The sequence below is a fragment of the Mycobacterium sp. E1747 genome (genome assembly GCF_001667775.1).
Classification (GTDB): Bacteria; Actinomycetota; Actinomycetes; order Mycobacteriales; family Mycobacteriaceae; genus Mycobacterium.
Window position 1 is genome coordinate 35,832 of the sequence record NZ_LZJI01000045.1, and the last position, 6,758, is coordinate 42,589.

6 protein-coding genes are annotated in these 6,758 nt (G+C 65.5%); 5 read left to right on the forward strand and 1 reads right to left on the reverse strand.

Annotated features, from left to right (window positions below; translation table 11 throughout):
• Positions 1-34: 34 nt before the first annotated feature.
• On the reverse strand, positions 35-1,027 hold the full coding sequence (locus tag A5695_RS03950; protein WP_068078457.1) for an acyl-CoA dehydrogenase family protein: 993 nt from the start codon (positions 1,025-1,027) through the stop codon (positions 35-37).
• 91 nt (positions 1,028-1,118) lie between these two features.
• On the opposite strand from A5695_RS03950, the gene A5695_RS03955 reads away from it, so the two are divergent.
• From A5695_RS03955 to A5695_RS03975, 5 genes are all read left to right on the forward strand, one after another.
• A complete protein-coding gene (locus A5695_RS03955) occupies positions 1,119-2,612 on the forward strand; it encodes a class I adenylate-forming enzyme family protein (protein WP_068078460.1) in 1,494 nt (497 codons plus the stop codon).
• A gap of 67 nt (positions 2,613-2,679) precedes the next feature.
• Positions 2,680-3,837 (forward strand): thiolase family protein, encoded by a 1,158-nt coding sequence (locus A5695_RS03960; RefSeq protein ID WP_068078463.1) that lies wholly within the window; start codon positions 2,680-2,682, stop codon positions 3,835-3,837.
• On the forward strand, positions 3,834-4,628 hold the full coding sequence (locus tag A5695_RS03965) for a crotonase/enoyl-CoA hydratase family protein (protein ID WP_068078466.1): 795 nt from the start codon (positions 3,834-3,836) through the stop codon (positions 4,626-4,628). Before A5695_RS03960 ends, A5695_RS03965 begins: the two co-directional genes overlap by 4 nt.
• Before the next feature lie 4 nt (positions 4,629-4,632).
• Entirely contained in the window at positions 4,633-5,490 is an 858-nt protein-coding gene (locus A5695_RS03970; protein ID WP_068078469.1) for a mycofactocin-coupled SDR family oxidoreductase, read from the forward strand.
• Positions 5,491-5,501: 11 nt separating this feature from the next.
• Positions 5,502-6,758, forward strand: a 1,257-nt coding sequence (locus A5695_RS03975; protein ID WP_068078472.1) for a MaoC family dehydratase N-terminal domain-containing protein, incomplete at its 3' end; no start/stop codon positions are given.

The window sequence follows — 6,758 nt, forward strand, 5'->3', positions numbered from 1 at the left end:
TGGCGCGCAGCGGTTCGCGCCGAAGTCATCGCTCTCATTTTGGTATCAGCGCCGCCCGGTGGCTTTCGACGGTGCCATTCATCGCGCGATCCACCCTGATCCGCCGCAAGAAAAGGTGGAGATCATGCTCCCATGTGAACCCGATGCCGCCATGAACTTGCAATGCCGTACTCGCGACGTCGGATGCGGCGCTCTTGGCGAAGGCGACGGCTGCGGCGACCGAACGCGTACGGGCAGCCGGGTCGGCGCATTCGTCGATCGCAAGCGAGGCTGACCACAGTGCCGCACGAGCCGCCTCGACGGCGACGGTCATGTTGGCGCAGTGGTGCTTGACCGCCTGGAACGATCCGATCGCCGCACCGAACTGCTTGCGTTGGCCGGCGTAGGTCACCGTCATGTCGAGCAGGGTGGCTGCCCCGCCGAGCGCATCCCAGGCCCGGTGCAGGGCCAGTGCGTCTGACACGAAGTTGGTGGTGCCCTGGGGCATTTGAATCGTGACGACATCGCCGGCATGCGCGTGGGTTCGGGCCCACGAGCGAGTCAGATCGAGCGTGGACAAGGTTCGCAAGCGGGGTTCGTGCAGAACTCTGATGAGATCGCCGGCGTCATCGCGGCCGACGAGGACGACGGTCTGCATATCGGACGCCATCGGCAACGGTGCCGATCCGTCGGTGCGTTCCACCGCGACACTGACGAGGTGCTCATTCGGCGCCACGTCTTCGCCGGTCCGTTCTCGAGCAGCGCCGATCAACCACTGCGCGATCGCGATGTCGGCGATGGGCAGCGAACTCGCGGCGCGAGCGTGCGCCTCGCTCACCACCGCCAGATCTGCGTGGACACCGCCGCCGTCCGGCGTCAATAGGGCGAGAAGCCCGGATTCCGAGGCGTGCGTGACGGCCCGGGTATCGATCGTGACGGGAGACGAGTCAAGACTGGCCCGTACCTGTTCGAGCGGATCGTGGACTCGCAGCCATGAACTTTCGGCTCGTGCGAGCTCCAACTGCTCCGATGTGGGCGTCGCGTGCACGTGACCTCCTGGTAGGTTGACCTAGTAAACCACGTCTACTACGTTGGCAGAAGGTGCGGTTCATTCGCACGCGTCGAATTGGAAAGCGGCGATGACAACTCTGAGTACTGCCCTTAAACGTCTGTGGGCGACAGACGATGCCGCGAACGTTGTTCAGTTCAACGGCGACTGGTACACATGGCGGCAGCTCAAGCAGTTGTCGGAAAACGTAGGTCGGGCGTTGTCCGACGCCGGAGCCACACCCGGTACGCGTGTAGCGGTCGTGTTCGGAAACAGGTTTGAGTCGATCGCCATCCTGATGTCCGCCATCGTGGACGGCTGGACTCTGGTGACGCTCAACCCGTTGCAGCCCGCCGAGCGGTTGAACGCCGACCTCGCCGCCACGGGTGTCGCTTACGTGATCAGCCCGGCGCACAACTTCGACGAAAGCGGGTTCCCGGAGGCCGTTGCCGGCCTCGGTGCGTCGTCATGGAGTGTCGACGGCGACGCGGTGGTGCTACGCACCAGCACGTGCCGACGCGACGAGAACCCGGATCCCAAAGTGCAAATCGAGATGCTGACGTCGGGGACCACAGGACCGGCCAAGCGCATACCGCTCACACGCCGTCAGCTCGAGTCGTCACTGTCGGCCGCCCTCGTGCACCACGACCGGTCGCATGGTCACGACCGCGCGCCGTTCAGCGGTGCTGTTGCGCTGGTCATCGTTCCGATCGTTCACATTGGCGGGCTGTGGGGTGTGCTGCAGGCGTTGACCACTGGGCGACCGATAGTTCTGCTCGAACGATTCACCGTGGACGGGTGGGTCGCCGCGATCAAACAGCACAAGCCGAAGCTCGCGGGGCTACCGCCCGCCGCCATCAGGTCCGTCCTCGACTCCGACATCACACGCGAGGATCTCTCTAGCGTGCGTGCGCTCAACGCGGGTACCAGTCCGGTGCCGCCGGAACTCGTCGAGGCCTTCTTGGATCGATTCGGCATACCGATCCTGGTCGTCTACGGCGCCACCGAGTTCTCCGGTGCGGTGGCGGGATGGAACCTGAAGGATTTCCATGCGCATTGGCAGGACAAGCGCGGCAGTGTCGGGCGGCCATTCCCCGGAGTCCGGCTGCGTGTCGTCGACGACGAGGGATCCGAAGTCGCGGCGGGAACGCCGGGCCGCCTCCAGATAGCCACGCCGCAGGCGGGCCTCAACGGCGACACCTGGCTGACTACGAGCGATATCGCGCGGGTGGATGTGGACGGCTTCCTCTACATCGACGGTCGCGCGGATGACGTCATCATCCGGGGCGGCTTCAAGATCTCGCCGGAGACCGTCGTGAACGCACTGCGCCGCCACGAGGCCGTCGCCGACGCCACCGTGGTAGGTGTTCCCGACAAACGCCTCGGCCAGATCCCCATCGCAGCAGTCGAACTGCGGCCGGGGGCGCACGCCGATGCGGAGACGCTGCGAGCACACTGCCGGGCCCTGCTCGCTCCGTACGAAGTGCCCGCCGAGGTGCACATCATCGACCAGCTGCCGCGCGGCGCAGCGCTGAAGGTGGACCGGCGCGGCATCACGACGATCCTGGAATCCCTGCGCACATGAGTGCGGCGAAAGTCGACGCAGCGGTCCGTACGAAACACACCGAATACAACTGATTGAGGAGAGTTACATGCCTGAAGCCGTAATCGTCGAGGCCGTCCGTTCGCCCGTCGGCAAACGTAACGGAGGACTGTCGGGCACGCATCCCGGCGAGCTTTCCGCACAGGTTCTCAACGGGCTGGTCGAGCGCGCAGGTGTGGACCCAGCGCTGGTCGACGACGTCATCTGGGGCTGCGTTCAGCAGGTCGGCGAGCAAGCGTTGGACATCGCCCGCATGGCGGTGCTAGAGGCGGGGTGGCCGGACACGGTGCCCGGCGTGACCATCGACAGGCAGTGCGGATCCAGCCAGCAGTCCATTCACTTCGCCGCGGCCGGTGTGGTCGCCGGACACTACGACGTCGTCGTGGCCGGAGGGGTCGAGTCGATGTCGCGAGTCCCGATGGGTGCCAACGTCGCCAACTCCGGAAGTCCGTTTCCGGAAAGCTTCATGGCGAGATACGGTGTGGCCCCGAACCAGGGCCTGGGCGCCGAGATGATCGCCGAGCAGTGGGGTCTCGACCGCGCGGCGTTGGATCGGTTCTCACTCGACTCGCACGAGAAGGCAGCCTCCGCGCAGGACTCGGGTGCCTTCGACAACCAGATCGTCGGCATCAAGGCTAAGGACGCCGACGGCAACGACACCGTGGTCCTCAAGGACGAGGGCATCCGCCGTGGCACACCGATCGAGAAAATGGCGCAGCTCAAACCCGCGTTCAAGGAGAACGGCGTGATCCACGCGGGCAACTCCAGCCAAATCTCGGACGGCTCCGCGGCGCTGCTGATCATGTCGGCCGAAAAGGCGAAGTCGTTGGGGCTCAAACCGATCGCGCGGGTACACACCGCAGTCTTGGCGGGAGCCGATCCGGTGATCATGTTGACTGCGCCGATTCCGGCGACGCAGAAGGCGCTGGCCAAGTCAGGTCTGACGATCGAGGATATCGGCGCGTTCGAGGTCAACGAGGCGTTCGCGCCCGTGCCGATGGCGTGGCTCGCGGAGATCGGCGGCGACGAGAAGAGGCTCAACCCAAATGGGGGAGCCATCGCGTTGGGTCACCCGCTCGGGGGTTCGGGTGCGCGCATCGCGACGACACTGTTGCATCACATGCGAAACAACGGCATTCAGTATGGCCTGCAGACGATGTGTGAAGGTGGCGGGCAGGCTAACGCGACGATCTTCGAGCTGCTGTGACAGCCGAAAGTCCCGCCGCGCTGACGGAGCAGCGGGGCAATGTCCTGATCGTCACCATCAACCGGCCGGAGGCACGCAACGCCGTCAACGGCGCCGTCAGTGCGGCGGTGGGTGACGCCTTGCAAGCTGCTCAGCATGATCCGGAGGTGCGGGCCGTCGTCATCACCGGCGCGGGCGACAAGTCATTCTGCGCAGGGGCCGACCTGAAGGCGATCGGTCGAGGCGAGAACCTGATGCATCCAGTACACCCAGAGTGGGGTTTCGCCGGATACGTGCGCCACTACATCGACAAGCCGACGATCGCGGCGGTCAACGGCACCGCACTGGGCGGCGGCTCAGAACTCGTCCTGGCCAGCGACCTGGTGGTGGCCGACGAGCGCGCGCTGCTGGGGCTCCCGGAGGTCAAGCGCGGTCTGATCGCTGGCGCCGGCGGTGTATTCCGTCTCGTCGAGCAGCTTCCCCGCAAGGTGGCCATGCAGCTCATCGTCACCGGAGACCCCATCTCCGCGACCGATGCCGAGCGATGGGGTCTGGTGAACGAGGTGGTGCCCGACGGCACCTGCTTGGAGGCGGCGCTAGCGCTTGCCGAGCGCATCACCGCCAATGCGCCGTTGTCGGTGTGGGCCAGCAAGCGGGTCGCGCACGGTGTCGACGACGGGGTTATCACCCGAGAGGAAGCCGACTGGGATCGGACCGAGGCCGAGTTCGGCACATTGTTGAGCAGTGAGGACGCAAAGGAAGGACCGCTGGCCTTCGCCGAAAAGCGGCCCGCGATCTGGAAGGCACGTTGACACCATGGGAAGAGTTCAGGACAAGGTCGTTCTGGTCACCGGCGCAGCGCGCGGGCAGGGGCGTAGTCACGCGGTGACGCTCGCGGAGGAGGGCGCCGACGTCATCCTCTTCGACATCTGTCAGGACATCGCGACCAACCAATACCCCTTGGCCTCACCACACGATCTGACCGAGGCCGGGTTGGAGGTCGAGAAGACGGGGCGGCGGGCCGTCACCGCCCAGGTCGACGTGCGCGACAAGGCGGCGCTGACAGCAGCGCTCGCGAGTGCGGTCGCCGAGTTCGGCGGCCGACTCGACGTAGTGGTGGCGAACGCCGGCATCTGTCCGCTTGGCGCTACTCTGTCTGCCGATGCCTTCGCCGACGCCTTCGACGTCGATTTCCTCGGGGTAGTCAACACGGTGCACGCCGCGCTGCCGTACCTGAAGGCGGGCGCCTCGATCATCACGACGGGCTCGGTCGCCGGGCTGATCGCCGGAACGATGCCCCCGCTGGCCGCGGCCGGGCCCGCCGGTCCCGGCGGGGCCGGCTACAACCTGGCCAAGCAGATGGTTGACGAGTACACGAAGAGCCTTGCGGCCGTGCTGGCTTCGGAGTCGATCCGCGTCAACGTCGTACATCCCACCAACTGCAACACTCCGATGTTGAACAGCGGCCCGATGTACAAGCAGTTCCGACCGGATCTCGAGAACCCGTCCCGCGATGACGCGCTGCTCGCCTTTCCTGCCATGCAGGCCATGCCGGTGCCGTACGTGGAACCCTCCGACATCTCGAACGTGGTCTGCTTCCTCGCCTCCGATGAATCGAGGTACGTGACGGGCAGCCAATTCAAGGTCGACGCCGGCGCGATGCTGAAGTTCTGAGGACTGAGACGATGACCACAACCGACACGGCGGCCGTCGAAGGCCGGATCACCGACGAGGACATCGAGCGGGCGCGGGCTCAGATCGGCATCCCGGTCAACCAGCGCGACGAGGCGTGGAACCGACTTCCCAACTCCGACACCATCGCCCATTTCGCATTCGGCTGTGGCGACGACAACCCGTTGTTCCACGACCCGGAGTATGGCGCGGGAACGCGGTGGCACGGTCAGATCGCCCCGCCGACGTTCCCGATCTCGACGGGGTTGGATCAGACTCCCAAATTCACCGATCCCGAGCGAAAGAAGTTGTTCCGCGGCCTATTCCGTGGCACCGGGAAGTACTACTCCGGGGTCAAGTGGACGCTCTACAAGCCGGTCTATCCCGGTCGGCCGGTATTCGCGGAGAATTACACGCTCGACGTACAGGTCAAGGAGAGTGCGTTCTCCGGCGGACGGTCGGTCAAGGAGACTTTCCGCTACCTCTACGTGGATGCGGACGGAAGCCCGATCGCCACCCGCGACGAGTCCTACATCAATGCCGAGCGACAGGGCTCCAAGAAGTCTGGGAAGTACTCCCACATCGAGCGGCAGCACTGGACCGAGGACGAACTCTCCCAAGTCGAACAGGCCTACGAGGACGAGGTACGGCGAGGCGCCGATCCGCAGTGGTGGGAGGACGTCAAGGCCGGCGACGTGGTGCCCGCCGTCATGAAGGGTCCGCTCACGGTGGTCGACATCATCAGTATGCACATGGGTTGGGGCTGGGGAGGTTACGGCGTTGGACCGTTGAAGTTCGCCCACCAACTCCGCAAGCGGATGCCGGCGTTCTATCAGCCCGATGAGTTCGGCGTTCCCGACGTGGTGCAGCGCTTGCACTGGGACGGCGCTCGAGCCCAGGCCCTGGGCATCCCGGCACCCTACGATTACGGCCAGATGCGGACTGCATGGGCCTCGCACCTGCTGACCAACTGGGTGGGTGACGATGGTTGGATCGCCGAATTGGATTTGCAGCTGCGGGGTTTCAACTATCACGGCGACATCCACCGGATGACCGCGACGGTCACGGGCAAGAGCGACACCCCCGACGGACTCGTCCAGCTAGACGTGCTGGGGACCAGCCAGCGCGACGAGAGCACGGTGCGGGGTACGGCCAGCGTGCTGTTGCCGTCGCGGGCCCACGGTGCGGTTGTCCTGCCCGTGCCCGATGCCGATCTGCGTCGCCGTGGGGCCGCTGTGGTGTCACGCGTGGCCGGCAAGGTGGGTGCCGAG

Bases quoted from the DNA above. Each gene is read 5' to 3' on its own strand.
- A5695_RS03970 (WP_068078469.1), top strand. From the start codon at position 4,633: ATGGGAAGAGTTCAGGACAAGGTCGTTCTGGTCACCGGCGCAGCGCGC.
- A5695_RS03960 (WP_068078463.1), top strand. From the start codon at position 2,680: ATGCCTGAAGCCGTAATCGTCGAGGCCGTCCGTTCGCCCGTCGGCAAA.
- A5695_RS03955 (WP_068078460.1), top strand. From the start codon at position 1,119: ATGACAACTCTGAGTACTGCCCTTAAACGTCTGTGGGCGACAGACGAT.